Source organism: Streptomyces sp. NPDC048484, from assembly GCF_040651415.1.
GTDB lineage: Bacteria > Actinomycetota > Actinomycetes > Streptomycetales > Streptomycetaceae > Streptomyces.
The window spans coordinates 216015-240717 of the sequence record NZ_JBEZJY010000009.1 but is presented as its reverse complement, the minus strand read 5'-3'; the positions used below and the strand labels follow the sequence as shown (position 1 = coordinate 240717).

Sequence of the window (24703 nt, the reverse complement as noted above, 5' to 3'; positions counted from 1 at the left end):
CTAGGGGCCCCTAGGGGCGCGGGGAACTGCGCAACGGGGGTCTGGGGGCGGAGCCCCCAGGGACGGGACGGGCAGGGGCGGCGGGGGCGAGGAAAGGCCCGGTATCCACAGGCGCGGGCGGCCAGGAGCAAGGCGTCGTACCCTGGACACCCCCGGCCCGTCAGACGTGTCGGGCGGCTCGTGTTGCCCACCCCTTCGCCCACCCTCCAGCCACTCCTTCAGATCCTCGGACGGAAACCCCTTCATGAGCCTGCACGGTCTGCTCGACGCCGTCGTCAAGGACGCCGCACTCACCGAAGCGGTGAAGGCCGCCGGCGACGGCAACCGCATGCACGTCGACCTGGTCGGCCCGCCCGCCGCCAGGCCGTTCGCGGTGGCGGCGCTGGCCAGGGAGGCGGGGCGCACGGTGCTGGCGGTCACGGCCACCGGCCGCGAGGCCGAGGACCTGGCGGCGGCCCTGCGGTCACTGCTGCCGCCCGACACGGTCGTGGAGTACCCCTCCTGGGAGACGCTGCCGCACGAGCGGCTGTCCCCGCGCAGCGACACCGTGGGCCGCAGGCTCGCCGTCCTGCGCAGGCTCACCCACCCACGCCCCGACGACCCGGAGACCGGCCCGGTCTCCGTGGTGGTCGCCCCGGTCCGCTCGGTCCTCCAGCCCCAGGTCAAGGGCCTCGGCGACCTGGAGCCCGTAGCCCTGCGGACCGGCCAGAACGCCGACCTCGGCACCATCGTGGAAGCCCTCGCGGCAGCCGCGTACGCCCGGGTCGAGCTGGTCGAGAAGCGCGGCGAGTTCGCCGTACGGGGCGGGATCCTGGACGTCTTCCCGCCCACCGAGGAGCACCCGCTGCGCGTGGAGTTCTGGGGCGACGACGTCGAGGAGATCCGCTACTTCAAGGTCGCCGACCAGCGGTCCCTGGAGGTCGCCGGGCACGGGCTGTGGGCGCCGCCCTGCCGCGAACTGCTGCTCACGGACGACGTACGGGCGAGGGCCGCCCGTCTCGCGGAGGACCACCCCGAGCTGGGCGAACTGCTTGGCAAGATCGCTGAGGGCATCGCGGTCGAGGGCATGGAGTCCCTCGCGCCCGTCCTCGTCGACGACATGGAACTGCTCATCGACGTGCTGCCCAAGGGGTCCATGGGCCTCGTGTGCGATCCGGAGCGGGTGCGCACGCGCGCCGCGGACCTGGTGGCGACCTCGCAGGAGTTCCTGCAGGCGTCCTGGGCGGCGACGGCGGGTGGCGGCGAGGCCCCGATCGACGTCGACGCGGCGTCCCTGTGGTCCATCGCGGATGTACGGGAGCGGGCCCGCGAGCTGGACATGATGTGGTGGTCGGTGTCGCAGTTCGCGGCCGACGAAGAGCTGACGGAGACATCTGCGGCCGGCGCGGGCGATGCGGACACCCTGAAACTCGGGATGCACGCGCCCGAGACCTACCGGGGCGACACCGCCAAGGCCCTCGCCGACACCAAGGGCTGGCTCGCGGACGGCTGGCGCACGGTGTTCGTCACCGAGGCGCACGGCCCGGCGGCCCGTACCGTCGAGGTGCTCGGCGGTGAGGGCATCGCGGCCCGTCTGGAGTCGGAGCTCGGCGAGCTGGCCCCCTCGGTCGTGCAGGTCTCCTGCGGCTCGATCGACTACGGGTTCGTCGATCCGGCGCTCAGGCTCGCCGTGCTGACCGAGACCGACCTCACCGGACAGAAGGCCGCCGGCAAGGACGGCGCCCGGATGCCGGCCCGCCGCCGCAAGACCATCGACCCGCTGACCCTGGAGACGGGCGACTACATCGTCCACGAGCAGCACGGCGTCGGCCGCTACATCGAGATGGTCCAGCGGACCGTGCAGAGCGCGACCCGCGAGTACCTCGTCGTCGAGTACGCGCCCGCCAAGCGCGGCCAGCCCGGCGACCGCCTGTACATCCCCACGGACCAGCTGGAACAGATCACCAAGTACGTGGGCGGCGAGTCCCCGACGATGCACCGCCTAGGCGGCGCCGACTGGACGAAGACCAAGGCGCGCGCCAAGAAGGCCGTCAAGGAGATCGCGGCGGACCTGATCAGGCTGTACTCGGCCCGGATGGCGGCTCCGGGCCATGCCTTCGGCGGCGACACGCCCTGGCAGCGCGAGCTGGAGGACGCGTTCCCGTACACCGAGACGCCCGACCAGCTCACGACCATCGCCGAGGTCAAGGAGGACATGGAGAAGACGGTCCCGATGGACCGGCTGGTCTGCGGCGACGTCGGCTACGGCAAGACGGAGATCGCGGTCCGCGCCGCCTTCAAGGCGGTCCAGGACGGCAAGCAGGTCGCCGTCCTCGTGCCCACCACCCTGCTGGTGCAGCAGCACTTCGGGACGTTCAGCGAGCGCTACTCGCAGTTCCCCGTCAACGTACGGGCCCTGTCGCGCTTCCAGTCCGACACCGAGGCGAAAGCGACCCTGGAGGGCCTGCGGGAGGGCTCGGTGGACCTGGTCATCGGCACCCACCGCCTCTTCTCCTCGGAGACCAAGTTCAAGGACCTGGGACTCGTCGTCGTCGACGAGGAGCAGCGGTTCGGCGTCGAGCACAAGGAGCAGCTGAAGAAGCTGCGCGCGAACGTGGACGTACTGACCATGTCCGCGACCCCGATCCCGCGCACGCTGGAGATGGCGGTGACGGGCATCAGGGAGATGTCGACGATCACGACCCCCCCGGAGGAACGGCACCCGGTGCTGACCTTCGTCGGCCCGTACGAGGAGAAGCAGATCGGCGCCGCGATCCGCAGGGAGCTGCTGCGGGAGGGCCAGGTCTTCTATATCCACAACCGTGTCGAGTCGATCGACCGGGCCACGTCCCGGCTGCGCGAGATCGTGCCGGAGGCGCGCATCGCGACGGCCCACGGCCAGATGTCCGAACAGGCCCTCGAACAGGTGGTCGTCGACTTCTGGGAGAAGAAGTTCGACGTCCTCGTCTCCACGACCATCGTGGAATCGGGCATCGACATCGCGAACGCGAACACGCTGATCGTGGAGCGCGGCGACAACTTCGGCCTCTCCCAGCTGCACCAGCTGCGCGGCCGGGTGGGCCGTGGCCGCGAGCGCGGATACGCCTACTTCCTCTACCCCCCGGAGAAGCCGCTCACGGAGACGGCCCACGAACGCCTCGCGACCATCGCCCAGCACACGGAGATGGGCGCGGGCATGTACGTGGCGATGAAGGACCTGGAGATCCGCGGCGCCGGAAACCTGCTGGGCGGCGAGCAGTCCGGGCACATCGCCGGAGTCGGCTTCGACCTGTACGTACGCATGGTGGGCGAGGCGGTGGCGGACTACCGCGCCTCCATGGAGGGCGGTGGATCTCTGGACGAGCAGCCGCCGCTGGAGGTCAAGATCGAGCTCCCGGTCGACGCGCACGTCCCGCACGACTACGCGCCGGGCGAGCGGCTGCGCCTGCAGGCCTACCGCTCGATCGCCTCGGTCAACTCCGAGGAGGACATCAAGGCCGTCCGCGAGGAACTCGTCGACCGGTACGGGAAGCTGCCCGAGCCGGTGGAGAACCTGCTCCTGGTGGCCGGGCTGCGGATGCTCGCACGGGCGTGCGGCGTCGGCGACGTCGTCCTCCAGGGCAACAACATCCGCTTCGCGCCGGTGGAGTTGCGGGAGTCGCAGGAGCTGCGGCTCCAGCGTCTGTACCCGGGCACGGTGATCAAGGTGTCCGCCCGTCAGGTCCTGGTCCCCCGCCCCAAGACGGCAAAGGTCGGCGGAAAGCCGCTGGTCGGACGGGAGTTGCTGGGGTGGACGGGGGAGTTCCTGGCTTCGATTCTGGGGTCGTGAGGTTCGCGGCGCCTCGTCGGGTACGCAGGCCTCGTCAGGTACGCGGTCTTGTCGGGCATGCAGGTCTTGTCAGGCATGCAGGCCGGAGCCGCGCCGGCCGGTGACGTCACGCTGGCCTGTGACGTCCCGTAGACCTGCGACGTCATGTGGACCGGAAGAGCAGGCTCGTGATCGCGCGGAACACCTCTTCCGGGTCCTGGTCGCCCACCGGACCGTTCAGGTTGTGGCTCAGCAGGAGCGTCGCGAAGCCGTGGGCCAGGGACCAGGCGGCGACGCCCGCGAGGCGCGCGTCGGCGCCGCGGCCCTCCGTCGGGACGGCGGAGACGGCGTTGCGCAGGCCCTCGCCGGCCAGGGCTCTGGCGGTGGTCAGCTCCAGGTCGTTCTCACGCAACAGCTCCGGCGTGAACATCACCTGGAAGTGCGCGGAGTGTTCGCGCGCGAAGCGCACGTAACGGACGCCCGCGTCGCGCAGATCAGCGGCGTCGGTGAGCGCGGTCGCCAGTAGCCCGTACCCCTCCGCCGCGATGGCCGTGAGCAGACCCGTGCGGTCCTTGAAGTGGTGGGCCGGTGCCGCGTGCGAGACCCCGGCGCGACGGGCGAGGTCGCGCAGGCTCAGTGCGGAAGGGCCGTCGGCGGAGATGACGTCCAGCGCCGCCGTCAGGATCGCACGCCGCAGATCGCCGTGGTGGTACGCGCGACGGCCCGACCCGGCCGGGGGAGGCGGGGTGTCACGGGCGTCAGGGGCGTCAGGGGTGTCACTCGTCATGGTCGGCAGCGTACGCGGAATCTAGGCATTGACAAGTTCGGCGGCGACGGGCAATCTAGACGGTGTCAAGTTGTCGGCTGTGCGGGGATGTACGGGAACGGACGAGGGGGACGTGTCATGACGGCGGACGTTGGTGGCGGCGGTACCGGTATCGATGGCGATGGCGATGGCGATGGCGATGGCGGAGCCGGCGGGGCGGGGCCGGCCGGCGGTGGGATCGGGCTCGGCAGGGTGCGTCAGATGTGGCATCTGATCGAACCGCTGCACGCCGTGCTGTATTACGCGCCGGAGGTCTTCGCGGAGATGGCCGTGCTCGGCTTCGGGGTCGGCGAGCGCTGGCCGAGCTACTTCCCCCTGCGTGCCGCACCGTTGGGGGCTGTCGGAAGCGGGCGGGTCTCCTCCGCCTTCTACAGCTTCAGCCCGGACATGGTCGCCGGGCACATGGACCCGGCGTGGGGCATCGCGAGTCCCGGGGCGGTGGTCGAGGCACGGGAGCGGGGCATCGACCGGGCGTACCGGGCGATATTCGGCGACCGCGTCGACAGCGCGGAACTCGCTGAGGCCGCCGCCCTGGCCCGCCGCGCGGCCGAGGCCGTCGACCTGGCCGGCCGCCCCCTGGCCGCTGCCAACGCCGAGTTGCCCTGGCCGACGGCCCCGCACCGGCAGTTGTGGCATGCGGCGACGATCCTGCGCGAGCACCGCGGGGACGGCCACCTCGCCGCGCTGCTCGTTGCGGGCCTCGATCCGATCGAGTCGCTCGTCTCGTTCGCGGCGATCGGTGCCGCTTCCGTGGAGCGGTTCGAGAGCCGGGGGTGGAGAAAGGAGGAGTGGTCGGCAGCCAGCGGACGGCTCGTCGCCCGTGGGCTCTTGAGCGAGGACGGCACCGCGACGGACGCCGGCCGCGTCCTTCGCCGGGAAGTGGAGCGCCGCACCGACGAACTGGCCGCCGCACCCTGGCGGGCACTGGGACCGGATGCCACCGGCCGACTCGCCGACTTGCTCGGCGAGTACTGGGTAGCCGTACTCGGGTCGGGGCTGCTGCCGTCGGAGACGACGCTGGGGATCGGAAAGGTATGAGGGATGCGATGCGGGACGGTTCGGCCGCGGGGGCCGGGGGTACCTCACCACCCCGGTCACGCCGGTGGTGCGCCGCTTGCCGCCGAAGTCCTTCCGCGTCCGTTCTCCCGCGCTCTTGTTCCAACCCCCGGGCCAGTACCGTGATGCGCAGGAAGACCGCCCGCTCAGGGCGGACATGGGCAAACAAGGAAAGGGAGCGTCCGTGACGTTCTGGACCAGGACCGCAGGCGTCGCGGCCCTGCTGCTCGCCGCGACCGGCTGTGCCGCGGAGACGACCGGTGCCGCCGGACCTCAGGAGACGGCGGGCGCGGGCGGAGCGGCCCTCACCGCCGTCGACTCGCTGACCGTCAAGGGGAGGGCGCCCAAGACGGGATACGACCGGGGCGAGTTCGGCAGCCCCTGGGCGGACACCGACTCGAACGGCTGCGACACCCGCGACGACATTCTCAAACGGGACCTGGAGGACGTGAAGTTCAGCGACGGCAAGTGCAGTATCCGGTCGGGCAGGCTCGATCCCGATCCGTACACCGACGAGGACGTCACCTTCGTACGTGGCGGCCGCAGCGAGGTCGACATAGACCATCTCGTCGCGCTGTCGGACGCCTGGCAGAAGGGCGCCCAGAAGTGGGACGCGAGCAAGCGGATAGCGCTGGCCAACGACCCGCTGAACCTCCTCGCCGTCGACGCCGGCCGCAACCGCAGCAAGGGTGACGGGGACACCGCGACCTGGCTGCCGCCCCACAAGGCGTACCGATGCACGTACGTGGCCCGGCAGGTGGCCGTGAAGAAGAAATACGAGCTGTGGGTCACGTCCGCGGAGAAGGCCGCGATGAAGAAGGTGCTGTCCTCCTGCCCCGGGCAGAAGCTCCCCGCGGGCGGTACCTCGACCCAGGCGCCGAGCCGGTTCCACGCGGGCTGAGAGGGACCGGCCTGCCGGAGCCCTCGACAGGACCGGGTCGGGCGAAATCGGTTCCACCGGGGCCGGGTCGATGCCTACCGTGTCGGGCATGGTGCTGAGAATCGCGAGCCTCGCCGAGTGTCCGGAGATGTACGGCCGGGTGACGGCGATGGCCGACACCTGGCCCGAGTTCCTGCGCAACGACCTCGTCGGCAACGCGCACTACGGCCGGATCGCCAGGGAACTGCCGGAGTACGTGCTGTTCGCCGAGGACGAGAGCGGTGAGGTGGTCGCGCACGCCTACAGCGTGCCGTTCGCCCTCGGGAGCGGGAGCGGGAGCGGGAGCGGAGGCGGAGGCGAGGGTGAGGGCTTGGGCGCACTGCCGGCGCGGGGCTGGGACGAGGTGGTGGTGTGGGCGTTCGGGGACCTGCGCCACGGCACCACCCCCGACACGGTCAGCGCCATCTCGGTCGTGGTTGCCCCGCACGCGCAGGGAACCGGCCTGTCGGCACGGATGCTCTCCGCGATGCGCGACAACGCCCGGGCGAAAGGCTTCGGCCAGGTCGTCGCGCCGGTGCGGCCGAGCGCGAAGCATCTGGAGCCGCGTTCGGCGATGGAGGAGTACGCGTTCCGGACGCGCGACGACGGACTGCCGCACGACCCGTGGCTGCGGGTCCACGTCCGGGCGGGCGCGCGTATCGAGGCGGTGGCCCCGGCGTCGATGACCGTCGCCGCGTCGCTCGACGAGTGGCGCGGGTGGACGGGCCTGCCGTTCGACAAGGAGGGTCAGATCGAGGTGCCCGGCGCGCTGGTACCGGTGCACTGCGAGCCGGCACGCGGATACGCGGTGTACGTCGAGCCCAACGTGTGGGTACGGCACGCCCTTTGAGGCCTGCCCTGCCCTTGTTGAGGCCTGCCCTGCCCTTGTGGAAAATGCCCGACGGGGCGCACCCGTGAAGGCGCACCCCGGGGGACCTCTGTGGCGTGCCGTCAGCCGGTCTTCTTCCAGTCCTGGCAGCCCGTGGTCTTGAAGTACGCGTCCCCGGGGGCGATGGTCACGACGGCCGAGCCGGACACGTTGTTGTTCGCGAGGATCGAGTCCGTCGACTGGAAGGCGTCCTTGGTCCGTTCCCAGTAACAGAGGTCGTCGGTGTTGCCGGTGGACCTGTACGTGCCCGGTGCGATGTCGACGCCGACTCTGTGCATCCCGCCGCTGCCCTTGATCTGCGTGGCCGGTGTCCCGGACGCCTTCGCGTCGACGGTCTCCCAGTCCTTGCAGCCGCTCGACTTGAAGAGCTGGTCGGTCTTCAGGATGGTCACGTAACTGGTGCCGCTGACGTTCTCGTTGGCGAGGATCGAGTCCATCTCGCCCGAGGCGTCCTTGGAGCGCTCCCAGTAGCAGAGGTCGTCGGTGTTGCCGGTGGTCCGGTAGGTACCGGGCTGTATGTCGGTGCCGACCTCGAAGTCGCCGTCGCCCTCGAACGCCGCCTTCTTCCCGGCCTTGCCCGCCTTGCCCGCCTTGGCGTCACTCTTCGTGTCCCCGTCCGAGCCGGCGCCGGTCTTCTTGCCGGACTTGTGCTCGGCGGAGGCCGCGGAGCCCTTGCCGCTGCCGCCGGAACCGCCGTCCCCGTCGCCGTCCGCGTTCGCCGACACCGCGCCGATGACGACGACACTCACGACAACCCCCAGCGCGATCTTGACCTTGGCGCCCATGACAGTCCCCTCCCAGAAGCCGACGGCCTCCTTCTTGCGGCGGCCGTTTTCCGATGGGTCAATCACAGCAGAGCCTGTGAACCGAGTCAACATGATTCACAGGAGTGGTGGAGTACACGGCCGTGAATGGGGGGACCTTGCGTACGTCGATATGCTCGACGCCACACACCAGACGACGGGAGCCAGGCCGGTGCAGGAGAACGGGACCGAGGTCACCGCAGCCGGGATCGCCCGGCTCGCCGGAGTCGGGCGCGCGGCCGTCAGTAACTGGCGCCGCCGCCACGCCGACTTCCCCAAGCCTGTGGGCGGCACCGAGACCAGCCCCTCCTTCGCGCTCGCCGAGGTCGAGGACTGGTTGCGTGCCCAGGGCAAACTGGCCGAGGTTCCCCTGCGCGAACGCGTCTGGCAGCAGATCGCCGGCCACCCGCAGGGCCCCGTCGCCGCCCTGGTCCACGTCGGCTGTGCCCTCCTGCTCGTCCATGACCGACCCACGGTCTGGCTGGAGCTGAGCGCCGGCTCCGACGACCGCCTCGCCGAGCTGCTGCCCGCGCCCCTGGACCAGGTCCTCACCCCACGCTTCGGAGCGATCCGCAAGCGGGCCGTCGCCACGCCGACCGCCGACCTCCTGCGGCCCTCCGCCCCCTTGTTGCGCGCCGCCGCCGACCTCGCCGCCGAGCTGGGCGCCCGCAAGGCGTACGAGTTCCTGCTCGGCCGGCACCTCGACGCGAACCCGCGCCAGTACACGCTCACGCCGACCGGCCTCGCCGCACTGATGGCCGACCTCGCCGGACCCGCCACGGCCGTCCTCGACCCGGCGTGCGGCACCGGCGCCCTGCTGCGCGAGGTGGCCGCCGCACAGAGCGCGTCGGCCACCGAGGACCAGCGCCTCTACGGCCAGGACAGCGCACCCGAGCTGGCGGCCCTGACGGCACTGCGCCTCGCCCTCCACACCCGGGCCACCGTGCGCACCGCCGCCGCCGACACCCTGCGCGAGGACGCGTACGGGAGCCTCAGGGCCGACGCCGTCCTGTGCCACCCGCCGTTCAACGAGCGCAACTGGGGCCACGACGAACTCGCCTACGACCCCCGCTGGGAGTACGGCTTCCCGGCCCGCACCGAGTCCGAACTCGCTTGGGTGCAGCACGCGTTGGCTCGTCTCAAGGAAGGCGGCGTCGCCGTCCTCCTGATGCCTCCCGCCGCTGCCTCCCGCCGCTCCGGCCGCCGCATCCGCGCCGACCTGCTGCGCCGCGGCGCCCTGCGCGCGGTGATCGCCCTGCCGCCCGGCGCGGCACCCCCGTACAACCTCCCGCTGCACCTGTGGGTGCTGCGCAAACCCGTCGTCACCGCTCAGCCCGCGCAGCCCGAGGTGCTGCTCGCCGACACCGGTGTGTTCACCGCGGACAGCCGCGGCGGCCTCGACTGGCAGGCCGTGCGCACCGCCGTCCTCGACGCCTGGCGCCCCTTCGACCGGGCCGGCACCGCGCCGGAGCAGCCGGGCCTCAGCCGCTCCGTGCCGGTCATCGAACTACTCGACGACGACGTCGACCTGGCCCCTGCCCGCCATCTGCCGCCCCCCGAGGCCGGCGGCGGCGCCGAACAGCTGGCGAGCGTACGCGAACGGCTGGGCGAGACCCTCCGGCTCACCGGCCGCCTCACCCCGCCCGCCGCCGACCCACGCCGGCCTGACCGCCGGCCGCTCACCACGATCGGCGAACTCGCGCGCGGGGGCGCACTCCAGCTGCGTACCGGAGGAAACGAGCCGCGTGCGGGAGGAAGCGGCGAGCACACGCGCGTGCCTGTCCTCACCGACCACGACGTCCTCGCCGGCACGGCACCTTCGGGCACGGCATTTTCCGGAACAGCATCTTCAGGAACAGCATTCTCCGGAACAGCGACCTCCGGCACGCCTGCCGAGAGCGACGCGGAACCCGTACTGACCGAGCCCGGCGATGTCGTCGTGCCCGTGCTCGGCGGCGGCTCCATCGCGCGCGTGGTCGACGAGGCGACCGCGGGCGCCGCCCTCGGCCGCAACCTCGCGCTGCTGCGGCCCGATCCGGCCGCCCTCGACCCGTGGTTCCTCGCCGGGTTCCTGCGCGGCACCGCCAACAACCGCCAGGCCAGCAGCTATGCGTCCACCGCGACCCGGCTCGACGTGCGCCGCCTGCAACTGCCCAGGCTTCCGCTGGAACAACAGCGCGCGTACGGCGAACGGTTCCGTGCGCTGGCCGAGTTCGAGGAGGCGCTGCGGCTCGCGGGCCGCCTCGGTGAACAGCTGGTCCGCGGCATGTACGACGGACTGACGGACGGCACCGTCGAACCCGGCTGAGGCCCCTGGGACGGACGCGATGACCAGCACGACAACGGTTCGGTACAACCCTGGACCGGTTGTCCTTGTCGGCCTATACGCTCGGACTCCGCACGCGGACTCAGCACTCGCACGTCCGTAACTCGCACGTCCGTACTCCCGTCCGTCCCAACAGGCCTCCAGGAGCAACCATGCAAGGCCACGGCCAGGCGCAGTCGGTGAAGCCGCCACCCCCGACCGGGCTGCTGGTCTTCCTGCGCGTGCTCTTCGTGGTCATCTCGGTGTGCAGCTTCGGCCTGCTCGGCTGGACGATGATGCTGCGCCTGGCGCTCCTGACCCGTAAGTCCCTCGACTGGGGCCTCCTCGTGGCCACCTTCGCGGCCGAGTCCCTCGGCCTCGTCCTGATCGGGACCGAGCCCGGGAAAGAAATCCACACCCTGGGCGGCTGGACCGGTCTCGCCCTGCTTTTCGGCTCGCTCGTGGTCGTGATCTCGTACTACCTCGCGGCGGAGATCCGCCACTTCCACGAACTGAGCTACGCGTACGCGGGATACGCCCGGCACCAGCCGCCCCCGGCGCACACGTACGGCTACCCGCAGCAGCCGTACGCCGCCGCGACCGGTCCGCACACGCCGGTGCCGCCGATGGCCCCGATACCCCAGCCCCACCTCCAGCCCCAGCTTCACCCCCAACCCCAGTCCCAACCCCAGTCCCAACCGCAGGCCGCCGCGCCGACCCCGCCGCCGCAGCGGCCCGCGCCCGCCCGTATCGACCAGGTGCGCGCCGAGCTCGACGAGCTGAGCGACTATCTCCGCAAGCACGAGGACGGCAGGTGACCGTGGCGTCGGGACGGGTGATCACCGACCGCTACGAACTGTCCACGCTCATCGGACAGGGCGGCATGGGCCAGGTGTGGACGGGATACGACCAGCGGCTGGACCGGCGCGTCGCGGTCAAACTGCTGCGGCCGGACAAGGTCGCGGGCCAGGAGGCCGACGAACTGCGCCGCCGCTTCGTACGCGAGTGCCGCGTCACCGCCCAGGTCGACCACCCCGGCCTGGTCACGGTCCACGACGCGGGCAGCGAGGGCGAGGAGCTGTTCCTCGTCATGCAGTACGTCGACGGGGCCGACCTCTCCGACCACCTCGCCGAGCACGACCCCTACCCCTGGCAGTGGGCCGTCGCGGTCGCCGCACAACTGTGCGCCGTGCTCTCCGCGGTGCACGCCGTGCCGATCGTCCACCGCGACCTCAAGCCGCGGAACGTGATGATCAAGCAGGACGGCACGGTCACCGTCCTCGACCTCGGCGTCGCCTCGGTGATGGACACGGACACGACCCGTCTGACGCACACCGGCTCCCCCATCGGATCACCCGCCTACATGGCCCCCGAGCAGGCGATGGGCGGCGCGGTCGGCCCGTACACGGACCTGTACGCGCTCGGGGTGCTGATGCACGAACTCCTCAGCGGAGACGTGCCGTTCTCGGGCTCCACCGCACTCGGTGTGCTGCACCGCCACCTCTACGAGCCGCCCCTGCCGGTCCGACGGCTGCGCCCCGAGGTTCCCGAGGCGCTCGAAGCCCTCGTGCTGCGGCTGCTCTCCAAGGACCCGCAGCACCGCCCGGACTCCGCCCAGGAGACGTACGAGCAACTGCTGCCGCTGCTCCCCGCGCGCGGCATCCCGTCCGGCGGACCGCTCGACCCCACACGCCCCTTCCTGCGCCCGCACGCCCCCTGGCCGGACCGCGCCCGCACTCCCGCGGCACAACCGCAGGCCGCGCCCACCGTCGAAAAGCCGGACGTCGCGGGAGCGGTCGACGAGGTCAAGCGGCTCCTCGGCGAGGGCCGCATCACCCAGGCCGTCGACATCCTCGGTCAGATACTCCCGGCCGCCGCCGCCCAGCACGGCGAGCACTCACCGGTCGTGCGCACCCTGCGCAAGCAGTACGCGGCCACGCTGATGGACGACGGCCAGTACCGCCGCGCCCTGCCCGAACTGCGCCGCCTCGCCGACGAACGGGCCACCGAGGCCGGCCAGGCCGACCCGCAGTCCCTGCGCTTCCGCTACGAGGCCGCCCAGTGCCTCGAACAGCTCGGCGAGCCCGCCGCCGCACTCGCCGAGTACCGCGCGCTGCTGCCGTACTACGAGAACCAGTACGTCGCCCAGGACGCCGAACTCTCCTTCGAAGTACGCCGCCGCATCGGGCATCTGCTCCTGGCCCTCGGCGACCGGGCCGCCGCCCACGACACACTGGTCCGGCTCCAGTACGACGTCGAACGGCTGCGGGGCCCCGGCCATCCGCTGGTCGCGGAGATCGGCCGGACCCTCCAGTGGCTGGGACAGGTCCGCGGCTGACCTCGCGCGCTCGCGCCGCCGTTCCGCTGTGCCGCCGTGCAGCCGTTCTGCCGTGCCCCGGTTCAGCCGTGCCGCTGCGCAGCTGGGCCGCCGTGCCGCGTGAGGATGAGGGAAACTCCGCGGGGGTGCCCGAAGTCGAGGCGAATCGTTGGGTCGAATGGGTGGCCGGGAGCCGCTCCCCTGCCTACCATCGATCACCGCAAGACTTTGTGCACCGCCGCACAATCTCCTACAGGAGGTTCTCCTTGCACCGCCGCCGTCGCACCGCGCTCCTCCTCTCCGCCGCACTCGTCACCGCGGCTCCTCTCCTCGCCGCCTGCGGCAACGACGCGCACCCCGGTGCCGCGGCCGTCGTCGGCGATGAGCGCATCACCGTCTCCCAGCTGGAGAACCGGGTGAACGAGGTACGGACCGCACAGCGGGCCGCCACCACGGGTGAGGCGCAGTACGAGCAGGCCATCGCCAAGTCCGGCGGCCTCAGCCGTGACACCCTGCACAGCATGGTGCTCGACCGCGTACTGCACCGGGCCTCCCAGGACGCGGGCGTGACCGTCACCCGCAAGGAGGTCCAGCAGGCCCGCACCGGGCTGGAACAGCAGGCGGGGAACGCGAAGGCCCTGGAAACGACCTGGCTCCAGCAGTACGGAGTCCCGCCCGAGCGGCTCGACGACAATCTCCGTATCCAGATCGAGGCCCAGAAGCTCGCCACCGGCCTCGGCACGGACACCAGCCAGCCGGCCTTCTGGAAGGCACTGTCCGCGGCGTCCAGGAAACTGGACGTCGACCTGAACCCCCGTTACGGCACCTGGGACGTCGAGAAGAGCAGCCGCGTCGACGCCAAGCTGCCATGGGTGCGCGAGGTCACGTCGGCCGGAAGCCAGGAGACGGCATAGCCGTCGGGCACCCGAGCCAGGACAGAAGCCCGGGCCCCGGCCCGGGCACCATGACCCGGCCACCCGTCCCGTCCCCTCCCGTCCTTTCCCGCCCCCTCCCGTCCACAGCACGTGACCTTGATGTCGGTGGCGTGGGTTACGTTCGGGGTGTGAACGCATCCAGCCCGGGGCGCATCGTCCTGCTCACCACCAGCCACCGCGTCGCGCCCGGACTCCTGTCCTGGCCCGCCTGGCAGGCGCTGCACGGCGCCGACCGCGTCCTGTGCGCGGACGGCGCCCACCCCCAGCTGCCGTACCTGCGCGAGGCCGGCCTCCAGGTCGACGAGGCCGCGCCCGGCGCCCAGGAGCTGGTCGACGCCTGTGCCGGCGGGCACACGGTCATCGTCGTCGCCACCGGCGAGGGCGAACCGCGCCTGACCGACGGCCTGTCCCGGCTGGCCGGCACCGGGCGCGTCCCGATGCCCGACCTCGAACTGCTCCCCGCCTCGTACGACCTCCCGGGCGCCCGCCTCCTCGACCTCGTCCAGGTCATGGACCGCATCCGCGTCGAGTGCCCCTGGTCGTCCCAGCAGACCCACAAGGGACTCGCCAAGTACGGCCTGGAGGAGGCGTACGAACTCGTCGAGGCCATCGAGGAGGGCGACCGGCACGAGCTGCGCGAGGAACTCGGCGACGTACTGCTCCAGGTCGTCTTCCACTCCCGGATCGCCGAGGAGGGCAGCCCGGAGGACCAGTCGGAGCCCTTCTCCATCGACGACGTGGCGGCTGGCATCGTCACCAAGCTGATCCACCGGCATCCGCATGTGTTCGGCGACGAGACCGCCTCCACACCCGAGGAGGTCAAGGAGCACTGGCTGCGCACCAAGGCCGAGGAGAAGCAGCGGACGTCCGTCACGGAGGGCGTCCCGCTCGGTCAGCCCGGCCTCGCGCTCGCCGCCAAACTGGCGTCCCGCGCGCGTGCGGCGGGACTGGAAGCGCCCCTGCCCCGGGGCGAGGGCGTCGGCTACGAACTGCTGGCGCTGGCCGTACGGGCCGAGGTGGACGGCGTGGACCCGGAGGCGGCACTGCGGGCGGCCGCCCGGGCCTACCGGGACGCAATAAGGGCGAGCGAGGCCTGACGAGTTCCGGGGAGGCCTGACCGACCGGCCCCCGACGGGTGACACCCACCCGCGAGGCGCCGCCGCGCTCCTCCACCGAGGGCTCCGTCGAGGGCTGCCGGGAAGAGCTCCCAGCCCGGGTGCTGAGGCAGGACGCCCGGCAGGCTCTCCTCACTCCTCCCGATACCGTCGAGGAGTGACCGAAACGCCTGCACAGCCGCCCGCGGGGCACCCCGCCCCCGAACTCTTCACCTGGGAGTTCGCAACCAATCCCTACCCGGCGTACGCCTGGCTCCGCGAGCACGCCCCCGTGCATCGAACGAAGCTGCCCAGCGGGGTGGAGGCATGGCTGGTCACCCGTTACGCGGACGCGAAGCAGGCCCTCGCCGACGCCCGGCTCAGCAAGAACTCCGCCCATCACGACGAGCCCGCGCACGCGAAGGGCAAGACCGGCATTCCGGGGGAGCGGAAGGCCGAGCTGATGACGCATCTGCTCAACATCGACCCGCCGGACCACACCCGTCTGCGGCGGCTCGTCAGCAAGGCGTTCACGCCGCGGCGGGTAGCCGAATTCGCACCCCGTGTCCAGGAGTTGACGGACCAACTGATCGACGGGTTCCTGGAGAAGGGGGAGGCCGACCTCATCCACGAGTTCGCCTTTCCACTGCCCATCTACGCCATCTGCGACCTCCTCGGCGTTCCGCGCGAGGACCAGGACGACTTCCGGGACTGGGCCGGGATGATGATCCGGCACGGGGGAGGGCCGAGGGGCGGCGTCGCCCGGTCGGTCAAGAAGATGCGCGGCTATCTCGCCGAGCTCATCCACCGCAAGCGCGAGGAGCTCACGGACCAGCCCGCCCCGGGCGAGGACCTCATCTCCGGTCTCATCCGGGCCTCCGACCACGGCGAGCACCTCACCGAGAACGAGGCCGCGGCGATGGCCTTCATCCTCCTCTTCGCTGGTTTTGAGACAACCGTGAACTTGATCGGGAACGGCGTCCACGCCCTGCTCCTCCACCCCGGGCAACGGCAGCGGCTGCAGAGCTCCCTGGCGGCCGGCCGGACGGACCTCCTCGAAACCGGCCTGGAGGAACTGCTCCGCTACGACGGGCCCGTGGAGCTGGCCACCTGGCGGTTCGCCACCGAACCGCTCAGTATCGGCGGGCAGGACATCGCCTCCGGTGACCCCGTGCTCGTCGTGCTCGCGGCGGCCGACCGCGATCCTGACCGGTTCAAGGACCCCGACACCCTCGACCTCTCCCGCCGTGACAACCAGCACCTCGGTTACGGCCACGGCCTCCACTACTGCCTCGGCGCGCCCCTCGCCCGTCTGGAGGGCCGGACCGCACTGACCACGTTGCTGACTCGCCTGCCCGACCTGCAACTCGCGGGCGATTCAGCTGATTTGCGGTGGCGTGGGGGGCTCATCATGCGTGGATTGCGCACGCTTCCGGTGGAGTTCACCCCGGGCGGTAGGCCGTAAGCGTCCATAAAGGACGCGGGGAGTGCTTGGCATCGAAGTCGACGACACGTGAGACTTCGTCAACTTTGTGATCTTCACGTTATCTGCCCTGCATCGACTTGTGACAAGAGTTCGAGTGCCGCTACGTTCACCCATCAATGCGGCACGTCTCACCCGTCGCAGTAGTGCACGAGCGCAGCTCTCCGCTGCGCCCTGTGCGCATTCCTTGCTGTCACGTGAAAGGCAATCGCATGCTCACCGGGAACGGCCGTCATCGTCGCCCCCGCCAGGCCCCGGCGCTTCTTGTCGCCGCGGGTGTGGCCGGATCGGCCATCGCGATCCCTCTGCTCGGCGCGACCGGTGCGAGTGCCGCCAGCGGCACGACCTGGGACGCGGTCGCCGAGTGCGAGAGTGGCGGCTCCTGGAGCGCCGACACCGGCAACGGGTCCTACGGCGGACTCCAGATGAGCCAGGAGACCTGGGAGGAGCACGGTGGCCTCGACTACGCGCCGAGCGCCGACCAGGCCAGCCGCTCGCAGCAGATATCCGTCGCCGAGAAGATCCTCGCGGACCAGGGGACGAGTGCCTGGGCGACCTGTGGTCTCCTCGCCGGTCTGACGCAGAACTCCGACTCCGCCGACGTCGACACGGGCCTCGCCGGGGACTCCGCCAGTCCTTCGGCCGAGCCGGACGAGACAGAGGCGAGCAACGGTACGAAGTCCGACTCGTCCGCGGACAGTGATTCGGATTCCGCGGACGACTCCGGCTCGGGCGCACGGGGATTGGACGGCAGTTCCAAGGGTGGCGCGGAGAAGAGCGACGAGTCCTCCCAGGACGGCGACGCTTCGACCGACGCGGACAGCGCCGGCCGTCACCGCGGCGGCAGCGCCGAAGACGCCGACACCGCTCCCCGCGCGGACGACTACGCCGGCCGGCACGCCTCGCGCGGGGACAGCGACTCGCGTGTCGTCGTCGCCGAGGGGTCGTACGTGATCCGCACCGGGGACAGCCTCTCGGGCATCGCCGACTCCTTTGAGGTCGAGGGCGGATGGGAGTCGCTCTACGCCGCCAACAAGGACGCCATCGGCGCCGACCCGGACTTCATCATCCCCGGTCAGAGCGTCGACCTCGCCGAGGAAGCCACCGCGAGCAAGTAGTGACCAAGCTGCCGAATCGGGCGAAAACCAGCGGCAGTTCGCGGTTAATGTCCGGATTGGTGAAAATGAGAGATGGATCTCAACACCCCTGATCGTCTTTGAATTTCGGGGCGGCCCGTGTCTACGGTCGTGACCGCTCGCCATTGGTGAGCCCCGACGGTCGCACGCCGAATCCTGCCAACGGCCGTACGGGAACAGTCGTCGCGTAATGCGCCGTAGGCAGGAGCGGGGGACCCAAGGTAAGTGCCGGACCCGGTCGTTGAGGCCGGGCACGGCTTGGGGTTAAGCCGCGTGACGGCAGTGTCACGCGGCCGGGCAACTCACTCGGCCCGAACCCGACAGCTCACCTCGCAGGCGTCGGTGAGGGGATCACTTCATGCTGCTTTCGAGCAAGGGCAAGCACCGCCGCCCGTCCAAGACCACTCGTATCGCCACGCTCGCCGGTGTCACCACCGCGGCCATCGCCGTCCCGCTGATGGGCGCCTCGGGAGCCTCCGCCGCCTCCACCTCCGAGTGGGACACCGTCGCCCAGTGCGAGTCCGGTGGCAACTGGTCGATCAACACCGGCAACGGCTACTTCGGCGGCCTGCAGTTCTCGCCCTCGACCTGGGCCGCGTACGGCGGCAACTCGTACGCCTCCAGCGCCGACCAGGCCTCCAAGTCCCAGCAGATAGCCGTCGCCGAGAAGGTTCTCGCGAGCCAGGGCAAGGGCGCCTGGCCGAGCTGTGGCGTGGGCCTGTCCGGTGCCTCGACCGGTGGCGGCACGGCGCCCTCGGGCTCCGGCTCCTCGGACTCGAACGGTTCCGGCCAGAGCACCTCGCAGTCGCAGCAGCAGAACTCGCAGTCCTCCGAGGAGCGCGCCTCGCGTTCCCAGGACCGTCCGGCCGCGAAGAAGACCGTCGAGACCCCGACCGGCAAGAAGGTCAAGAAGGGTGACGGCGAGTACAAGGTCGTCAAGGGTGACACCCTCAGCGAGATCGCCGCGAAGGAGAAGGTCAAGGGCGGCTGGGCGAAGCTGTACAAGCTGAACGGCGACATCGTCGACGACGCCGACTTCATCTTCCCGGGTCAGCAGCTGCACCTCAGCTGACCCCCGCCGGTCGCGTTCCCCACTTCGGTTGTGCGGGCGTCACATCCCGCTCACGTTCCGGTCGAGGCCCTGGCCGCTCAGCCTCGGCCGGAATTCCGGCCCACAACCGAATCGCGGCTGAACCACGGTGCTCTCACATCCGTGTCCTCCATAGTGGAGGTCTCGTGAGGGCCGCCCCCGTCCCCCACGGGCCCCCCGCTCCGGTGCGTGTTCCCCCGTACGCACCGGGGCGGGACTTTTTTGTTTCATAGGGGAACAATGTTTACCCTCGGTTCTGTCCATGGGGTGGTCGAGAGGCTGGCCGATCTCTCCCGGGCGGTTAGGCTCATGTCGCGGAGCCATCACAGTTCCGCGTTGTGCCGGGCCCACACCCGGCGTACTCGCGTCACATCCCAGAAGGAGATGCTCGTGCCGTCCATCGACGTCGTCGTAGCCCGGGAAATCCTGGACTCCCGAGGCAACCCCACGGTCGAGGTCGAGGTCGGCCTCGACGACGGCAGCACGGGTCGTGCCGCCGTTCCGTCCGGCGCCTCCACCGGTGCCTTCGAGGCTGTTGAACTCCGTGACGGAGACCCCAACCGCTACCTCGGCAAGGGTGTCGAGAAGGCCGTCCTCGCCGTCATCGAGCAGATCGGCCCGGAGCTCGTCGGCTACGACGCCACCGAGCAGCGCCTCATCGACCAGGCGATGATCGACCTGGACGCCACCGACAACAAGGCATCGCTCGGCGCCAACGCCATCCTCGGCGTCTCCCTCGCCGTCGCCCACGCCGCCTCCGAGACCAGCGACCTGCCGCTCTTCCGCTACCTGGGCGGACCGAACGCGCACCTGCTGCCCGTCCCGATGATGAACATCCTGAACGGTGGGTCGCACGCCGACTCCAACGTCGACATCCAGGAGTTCATGATCGCCCCGATCGGCGCGGAGTCCTTCTCCGAGGCCGTGCGCTGGGGCGCGGAGGTCTACCACACCCTCAAGAAGGTCCTGAAGACCCGCGGTCTGTCCACCGGCCTCGGCGACGAGGGCGGCTTCGCCCCGAACCTCGGCTCCAACCGCGAGGCCCTCGACCTCATTCTTGAGGCCATCAAGCAGGCCGGCTACATCCCCGGTGAGCAGGTCGCCCTCGCGCTGGACGTCGCCGCGTCCGAGTTCTACAAGGACGGCAAGTACGAGTTCGAGGGCAAGTCCCGCTCGGCCGCGGAGATGACCGAGTACTACGAGGAGCTCGTCGCCGCGTATCCGCTGGTCTCCATCGAGGACCCGCTGTACGAGGACGACTGGGCCGGCTGGAAGGTCATCACCGAGAAGCTGGGCGACAAGGTCCAGATCGTCGGCGACGACCTCTTCGTCACCAACCCCGAGCGCCTCGCCCGCGGCATCGAGGAGGGCTCCGCCAACGCCCTGCTCGTCAAGGTCAACCAGATCGGCTCGCTGACCGAGACCCTGGACGCCGTCGAGATGGCCCAGCGCAACGGCTTCAAGTGCATGATGTCCCACCGCTCCGGCGAGACCGAGGACGTCACCATCGCCGACCTCGCGGTCGCCGTGAACTGCGGCCAGATCAAGACCGGCGCCCCGGCCCGCTCGGACCGCGTCGCCAAGTACAACCAGCTGCTGCGCATCGAGGAGATCCTCGACGACGCCGCGGTGTACGCGGGCCGCTCGGCCTTCCCCCGCTTCAAGGGCTGAGTTCCGGTCAAGGGCTGAGCTCCGGCCTTGTGATGAGGGGTGACAGCCCCGTCGTACGTACGTCCCCGTATCCGGTCCCGTACCGTGTGCGGGGACGTACGCACGTATAGGGGAGGCGGGACAGATGGCCGTGAAGGACCGTGACCGGTTCTCCACCGCGACCAGGCTGCGGGTGCTCGGTGAGCAGACCGCCGCCCGTGTCTACCGCTCCCAGACCAAACGCCAGGCGCGCCGCTCGCGGCTGACCGGCCGGGCGGCACTGCTCGCCCTGGTCCTCTGCTCGCTCGTCGTGGCCCTCGCCTATCCCATAAGGCAGTACGTCTCCCAGCGCGCCGAGGTCGCCGATCTGCAGCGGGAGCGCGAGCAGGCCCGCGAGCGGGTCGAACAGCTGCGTGACCTGAAGGCTCGGTGGCAGGACGACGCGTACGCCGAGCAGCGCATCCGGGAGCGGCTGCACTATGTGATGCCGGGCGAGACCGGCTACGTCGTGATCGACCCCGACGCGGCGAAGAAGACGCGTACGGACCGGACGGCGGCCGACCGGGCCTGGTACGTCAACGTCTGGGAGGGCGTCGACAAGGCCGACGCCTCCCACCAGTGAACCGACCGACCACCGACTGATCAGTGACCGACTGGCGACTGACCATCGGCTGATGAGAAAGACACAGACCCAAGGCATGCAAACGCCCCCGCCGCCCACTCCCCGCACCGAGCCCACCGACGCGGACGTCGAGGCCTTCAAGCAGCAGCTCGGGCGGCCGCCGCGCGGGCTGCGCGCGATCGCGCACCGCTGCCCGTGCGGGCAGCCGGACGTCGTGGAGACGGCCCCCCGTCTTCCCGACGGGACGCCGTTCCCGACGACGTACTACCTGACGTGCCCGCGTGCGGCCTCCGCCATCGGCACGCTGGAGGCGAACGGTGTCATGAGGGAGATGACGGACCGTCTCGCCACGGACCCCGAGCTGGCCGCGGCGTACCGGGCCGCTCATGAGGACTACATCGCCCGTCGCGACTCCATCGAGGTGCTCGAAGGGTTTCCGAGCGCGGGTGGGATGCCGGACCGGGTGAAGTGCCTGCATGTCCTGGTCGGGCACTCGCTGGCCGCGGGGCCGGGGGTGAACCCCCTTGGTGACGAGGCCATCGAGATGCTGCCGGAGTGGTGGCGCAAGGGGGCGTGTGTGGTGCCGGCGTCCACCGAGGCGTAAGAGAGACCCCCGAAAGGGACGAACGATCGCAACAGGAGAGCACTGTCATGACTCGCGTCGCTGCCGTCGACTGCGGTACCAACTCCATCCGGCTGCTCGTCGCGGACGTGGATCCCCGGACCGGTGAACTCGTCGATCTGGACCGCCGGATGACGATCGTCCGGCTCGGACAGGACGTGGACCGGACGGGACGGCTCGCGCCCGAGGCCCTGGAGCGCACCTTCGCGGCCTGCCGCGAGTACGCCGCGGTCATCAAGGAGCACGGCGCCGAGCGACTGCGCTTCGTGGCGACCTCGGCCTCCCGCGACGCCGAGAACCGGGACGAGTTCGTCCGCGGGGTTCTCGACATCCTGGGTGTGGAGCCCGAGGTCATCTCCGGCGACCAGGAGGCGGAGTTCTCGTTCACGGGGGCCACCAAGGAGCTGACGGGCCGTGACGACCTTGCCAAGCCCTACCTCGTGGTGGACATCGGCGGCGGCTCCACCGAGTTCGTCGTGGGCGACGACCACGTGCGGGGCGCCCGCTCGGTGGACATCGGCTGCGTACGGATGACGGAACGGCACCTCGTCCGGGACGGCGTGGTCACCGACCCGCCGTCCGAGGAGCAGATCCGGGCGATCCGCGCCGACATCGAGGCGGCCCTCGACCTCGCCGAGGAGTCCGTGCCTCTGCGTGAGGCCCGTACGCTCGTCGGACTCGCCGGGTCCGTCACCACGGTCTCGGCGATCGCCCAGGAGCTTGCGGAGTACGACCCCGAGGCCATTCACCACTCCCGGCTCTCCCGGGACCGCGTCCGCGAGATCACCGAGCGGCTGCTCACCTCCACTCACGCCGAGCGTGCGGCGATCCCCTCGATGCACCCGGGCCGCGTGGACGTCATCGGTGCCGGCGCCCTCGTGCTCCTCTCGATCATGGAGAGGACCGGGGCCCAGGAGGTCGTCGTGAGCGAGCACGACATCCTCGACGGCATCGCCTTCAAGGTGGCCGAAGAGGCCGAAGCGGATGAGAAGAGGGACTGATCCGCGGTGGTGCGCCGCGTAGAGCCGGCACCGGCGCACCCTCGAACGGCTGGTCAGAGCACAGGCGGCCCCGCCTCGACGCGGCGCAGTACTGAGGACAGGCGGTCCAGGTCGGGGCCGGTCTGGATCTGTCGCTCGTCCCACCAGGTGGCGCCGGCGTCGTGCAGCGGACCGATCACGTCCTTGGCCTTGGCCGCGTCCGGGGGCGTGGCACCGCCGAGCACGAACTCGAAGGGGCGCTCGGACCCGGCCGTACGGTGCTCGCGTACGTAGGCGACAAGTTCCCGTACCTCTGTCACGTCCGGCGCATGCCCATGCCGGGCCGTCTCGAACAGTGGCACCACGCCGTCCCACCGTGCTGCCCGCCGCATGGGCGGACGCCGCGGCCAGAACCCGCCGATCCACACCGGCGGACCGGGCTGCTGCACGGTGGCGGGCAGCAGTGTCACGTCCCGAACCTCGTAGTGCCGGCCGTGGTGGTTCACCGGCTCGCCCGACCAGAAGCGCCTCAACACCTCCAGTCCCTCGTCCAGCCGCTCGGCGAGGACGCGTGGCTCGGCGGTGTCGCCGAAGCTGCGGTACTCGTCCTCGATCGGACCGCCCAGGCCGACGGCGAAGGTCACCCGGCCGCCGCTGAGGTGGTCCAGGGTGGCCACCTGGCGGGCGAGTTGCTGCGGGCGGTAACGGGGGACCGGCGTCAACAGGGTGCCCAGCCGGATCCGGGAGGTCGCCAGCGCGGCCGCGGTCAGCAGCATCCAGGGGTCTCCGAAGGGACGCCCCTGGTGCTGCCGGTGCAGTACGTGGTCCCAGACGAAGAGTCCGTCCCAGCCGGCCTGTTCGGCGGCAGCCGCCACGGTCGCGACGTTACGGGGGTTGGCGAAGTCACCGAAGTTGGGGATGTTGACGGAGAAGCGCATCCCCACAGGGTGCGCAGCCGGCCGCGCAAGGGCAACAGGATTCGGCGCCAGAACCTGCACCGCGTCGACAGAGCCGGCAGTGCACCGGACTCGCGCTCCGGCAGTGCTCCAGCAGTGCACCGGACTCGCGTGTGCTTTCGGGCCGGACCGCCGCCCAGCCGGAGACCGCCGCCCAGCCGAAGACCGCCGCGCGCACCGCGGCTCAGGCCGAGGGGAAACCGGCTGTCAGACAGGCCAACAGCTGGCCCGGCGCGTCTTCCTGGAGAAGGTGGCCGGCGCCCTCGATCCAGTGCAGCTCCGCGTGTGGAACGCGTTCGTGCAACCACTCGGCGTACCGCGGAGGAAGAATGCGGTCCTCGCGGCCCCAGACGAGCCGCACCGGAAGCGACATACCGCCCAGCAAGTGCTCGTACGCGACCGTGTCCGCCTGCCTGATCTGGCTGTACTGACGGTAGAACGCCGCTTGCCCCGAGTCCCCCCGCCACGGTGCGAGGAACGCATCGAGAACCCCCGGCCGGAAGCCGACGTGCGTGGCGTGCCGCAGGTGACTGGCGACGAGCGCTTCGTGCGCGTAACCCGGAAGCTTCTGGAAGACCTCCTCGTGCTCCAGGAAGAGCTGGAAGAGCCCTCGCTCCCACTCGCCACCGCTGACCGCGTCGAAGAGGGTCAGATCCTGGTAGCTCCTCTTCTCCAGCAGCAAGGTCCGAAGCGCCACTGCCCCGCCGATGTCGTGGGCGACCACGCTGGGGCCGGACAGCTCCCAGTGGTCGAGGAGCCGGGCGAAGTTCTTCGCGTGAGCCGCCAGGCTGAGGTCCTGGCCCTCGCGCTGGTCGGACTGGCCGAAGCCGAGATGGTCGAAGAAGAAGACCTTGCGGGTGCGGGCGAGGGCCGGAGCGATGTCCCGCCAAAGAAAGGAGGAATACGGCGTGCCGTGCACCAGTACGACCGGGTCTCCGCGACCCAGGGTCCCCCACCGCACCACCCCTTCAGGCGTCTCGAATTCCTCACCAAGCGTCCAGTCCATCACTGGCCTCCTCTCCTGCCTCGTGAACAACACCTTCCACCTGGAGCATGTCGCATGCCTCATCAGCATGACTGTCATGACCATCCGGCCGGCTGATACGGGGGCACCAAAGTTCCACCTCGACTGAGCAGGTCGGATGACGTATGAGCGCTGTTGGCGGGCTGTGTGGGGCGGTGGAAACGGCCTTGGCGCCGGCCCGCCGGAAAACTTCGTGAAGTTCTTCACAA

The 24703-nt window shown here is 70.6% G+C and carries 21 protein-coding genes and 1 riboswitch; of the genes, 16 read left to right on the top strand and 5 right to left on the bottom strand.

Going from position 1 to position 24703, the window contains the following annotated elements; translation table 11 throughout:
- Positions 1-244: 244 nt before the first annotated feature.
- Complete coding sequence (gene mfd / locus AB0D14_RS12150) at positions 245-3808, top strand: transcription-repair coupling factor (RefSeq protein ID WP_362777405.1); 3564 nt, start codon at positions 245-247, stop codon at positions 3806-3808.
- Between the two features lie 142 nt (positions 3809-3950).
- On the opposite strand, the gene AB0D14_RS12145 is transcribed toward mfd, so the two are convergent.
- Both AB0D14_RS12145 and AB0D14_RS12140 read right to left on the bottom strand, forming a co-directional pair.
- Entirely contained in the window at positions 3951-4583 is a 633-nt protein-coding gene (locus AB0D14_RS12145) for a TetR/AcrR family transcriptional regulator (RefSeq protein ID WP_362777443.1), read from the bottom strand.
- 12 nt (positions 4584-4595) lie between these two features.
- Entirely contained in the window at positions 4596-4823 is a 228-nt protein-coding gene (locus tag AB0D14_RS12140) for a hypothetical protein (RefSeq protein WP_362777404.1), read from the bottom strand.
- Here AB0D14_RS12140 and AB0D14_RS12135 point away from each other — a divergent pair.
- The 3 genes from AB0D14_RS12135 (at position 4815) to AB0D14_RS12125 (ending at position 7438) form a co-directional block, all read left to right on the top strand.
- Positions 4815-5651, top strand: a complete 837-nt coding sequence (locus tag AB0D14_RS12135) for a hypothetical protein (protein WP_362777402.1) — start codon at positions 4815-4817, stop codon at positions 5649-5651. The genes AB0D14_RS12140 and AB0D14_RS12135 overlap by 9 nt on opposite strands.
- A gap of 202 nt (positions 5652-5853) precedes the next feature.
- Entirely contained in the window at positions 5854-6570 is a 717-nt protein-coding gene (locus AB0D14_RS12130; RefSeq protein ID WP_362777401.1) for an HNH endonuclease family protein, read from the top strand.
- A gap of 88 nt (positions 6571-6658) precedes the next feature.
- The gene (locus AB0D14_RS12125; protein ID WP_362777399.1) at positions 6659-7438 is read left to right on the top strand and encodes an N-acetyltransferase; all 780 of its coding nucleotides are present in this window, start codon (positions 6659-6661) and stop codon (positions 7436-7438) included.
- Positions 7439-7539: 101 nt separating this feature from the next.
- On the opposite strand, the gene AB0D14_RS12120 is transcribed toward AB0D14_RS12125, so the two are convergent.
- On the bottom strand, positions 7540-8262 hold the full coding sequence (locus tag AB0D14_RS12120) for a hypothetical protein (RefSeq protein ID WP_362777440.1): 723 nt from the start codon (positions 8260-8262) through the stop codon (positions 7540-7542).
- 151 nt (positions 8263-8413) lie between these two features.
- Here AB0D14_RS12120 and AB0D14_RS12115 point away from each other — a divergent pair, with 151 nt between their 5' ends.
- The 12 genes from AB0D14_RS12115 to AB0D14_RS12060 all read left to right on the top strand — a co-directional run bounded on the left by AB0D14_RS12115 (position 8414) and on the right by AB0D14_RS12060 (position 22535).
- A complete protein-coding gene (locus tag AB0D14_RS12115; RefSeq protein WP_362777398.1) occupies positions 8414-10588 on the top strand; it encodes an N-6 DNA methylase in 2175 nt (724 codons plus the stop codon).
- Between the two features lie 170 nt (positions 10589-10758).
- On the top strand, positions 10759-11403 hold the full coding sequence (locus AB0D14_RS12110) for a hypothetical protein (protein ID WP_362777396.1): 645 nt from the start codon (positions 10759-10761) through the stop codon (positions 11401-11403).
- 38 nt (positions 11404-11441) lie between these two features.
- The gene (locus tag AB0D14_RS12105) at positions 11442-12923 is read left to right on the top strand and encodes a protein kinase (RefSeq protein WP_362777437.1); all 1482 of its coding nucleotides are present in this window, start codon (positions 11442-11444) and stop codon (positions 12921-12923) included.
- A 245-nt stretch (positions 12924-13168) separates the two neighbouring features.
- Positions 13169-13816 (top strand): SurA N-terminal domain-containing protein, encoded by a 648-nt coding sequence (locus tag AB0D14_RS12100; protein WP_362777395.1) that lies wholly within the window; start codon positions 13169-13171, stop codon positions 13814-13816.
- A 149-nt stretch (positions 13817-13965) separates the two neighbouring features.
- On the top strand, positions 13966-14934 hold the full coding sequence (locus AB0D14_RS12095) for a nucleoside triphosphate pyrophosphohydrolase (protein WP_362777393.1): 969 nt from the start codon (positions 13966-13968) through the stop codon (positions 14932-14934).
- 175 nt (positions 14935-15109) lie between these two features.
- Complete coding sequence (locus AB0D14_RS12090) at positions 15110-16396, top strand: cytochrome P450 (protein ID WP_362777391.1); 1287 nt, start codon at positions 15110-15112, stop codon at positions 16394-16396.
- A gap of 230 nt (positions 16397-16626) precedes the next feature.
- Entirely contained in the window at positions 16627-17532 is a 906-nt protein-coding gene (locus tag AB0D14_RS12085) for a transglycosylase family protein (RefSeq protein WP_362777389.1), read from the top strand.
- A 201-nt stretch (positions 17533-17733) separates the two neighbouring features.
- Positions 17734-17904, top strand: a riboswitch (cyclic di-AMP (ydaO/yuaA leader).
- 4 nt (positions 17905-17908) lie between these two features.
- Positions 17909-18622 carry a transglycosylase family protein gene (locus tag AB0D14_RS12080; RefSeq protein WP_362777386.1) on the top strand — a complete coding sequence of 238 codons (714 nt, stop codon included), beginning with the start codon at positions 17909-17911 and terminating at the stop codon, positions 18620-18622.
- A gap of 402 nt (positions 18623-19024) precedes the next feature.
- The gene (gene eno, locus AB0D14_RS12075; protein WP_362777384.1) at positions 19025-20311 is read left to right on the top strand and encodes a phosphopyruvate hydratase; all 1287 of its coding nucleotides are present in this window, start codon (positions 19025-19027) and stop codon (positions 20309-20311) included.
- A gap of 124 nt (positions 20312-20435) precedes the next feature.
- Positions 20436-20912 (top strand): septum formation initiator family protein, encoded by a 477-nt coding sequence (locus AB0D14_RS12070; RefSeq protein WP_362777382.1) that lies wholly within the window; start codon positions 20436-20438, stop codon positions 20910-20912.
- Positions 20913-20988: 76 nt separating this feature from the next.
- Positions 20989-21516 carry a DUF501 domain-containing protein gene (locus AB0D14_RS12065; RefSeq protein ID WP_362777434.1) on the top strand — a complete coding sequence of 176 codons (528 nt, stop codon included), beginning with the start codon at positions 20989-20991 and terminating at the stop codon, positions 21514-21516.
- A gap of 47 nt (positions 21517-21563) precedes the next feature.
- Positions 21564-22535, top strand: coding sequence for a Ppx/GppA phosphatase family protein (locus AB0D14_RS12060; RefSeq protein WP_362777380.1), 972 nt, complete (start codon positions 21564-21566; stop codon positions 22533-22535).
- Between the two features lie 53 nt (positions 22536-22588).
- Here the strand turns inward: AB0D14_RS12060 and AB0D14_RS12055 are convergent, their stop codons facing one another.
- Together AB0D14_RS12055 and AB0D14_RS12050 are read right to left on the bottom strand one after the other, a co-directional pair.
- Positions 22589-23452, bottom strand: a complete 864-nt coding sequence (locus AB0D14_RS12055) for an LLM class flavin-dependent oxidoreductase (RefSeq protein ID WP_362777379.1) — start codon at positions 23450-23452, stop codon at positions 22589-22591.
- A gap of 202 nt (positions 23453-23654) precedes the next feature.
- The gene (locus tag AB0D14_RS12050) at positions 23655-24476 is read right to left on the bottom strand and encodes an alpha/beta hydrolase (RefSeq protein ID WP_362777378.1); all 822 of its coding nucleotides are present in this window, start codon (positions 24474-24476) and stop codon (positions 23655-23657) included.
- Positions 24477-24703: the final 227 nt, after the last annotated feature.